Origin of the sequence: Bradyrhizobium sp. BRP19 (genome assembly GCF_020194195.1) — a bacterium.
In the GTDB taxonomy this organism is placed as follows: Bacteria; Pseudomonadota; Alphaproteobacteria; order Rhizobiales; family Xanthobacteraceae; genus Bradyrhizobium; species Bradyrhizobium yuanmingense.
On the sequence record NZ_JADYVZ010000249.1, the window covers coordinates 1 to 385 of the forward strand.

Annotated in this window: 1 pseudogene; it reads right to left on the reverse strand. The window is 65.2% G+C overall.

The features are described 5' to 3' along the window. Positions 1–385: pseudogene (locus I6F36_RS39415) on the reverse strand (malate synthase G); the annotation flags it as partial.

Here is a 385-nt window from a genome sequence, read left to right on the forward strand (position 1 = left end):
GCGTGCCGGTCATGAGACCAAGCGTATTGCGATAGACCAGCACCTTGTCCTCGGCGTCGACGGCGGCGACGCTGTCTTCCATGTCGAGGATGGTGGAGACCGCCGCTTCCAGGATCACGTCGGCGACGCCGGCCGGATCGTCCTTGCCGATCGGATGATTGCGGTCGATCTTGACCTCGATGTGCAGGCCGTTGTTGACGAGCAGCACGGCGCCAGGGGCCGCTGCGTCGCCCTGATAGCCCGCGAATTGCGCGGCTGATTTCAGCGCGGTGGTGCTGCCGTCCTTCAGTTTCACTGCGAGCTGGGTGCCGCTGACGCTATAGGAGGTCACGTCTGCGTGGCTTCCGGTCGCGAGCGGCGCAGCGGAATCCAGGAAGGCCTTGGC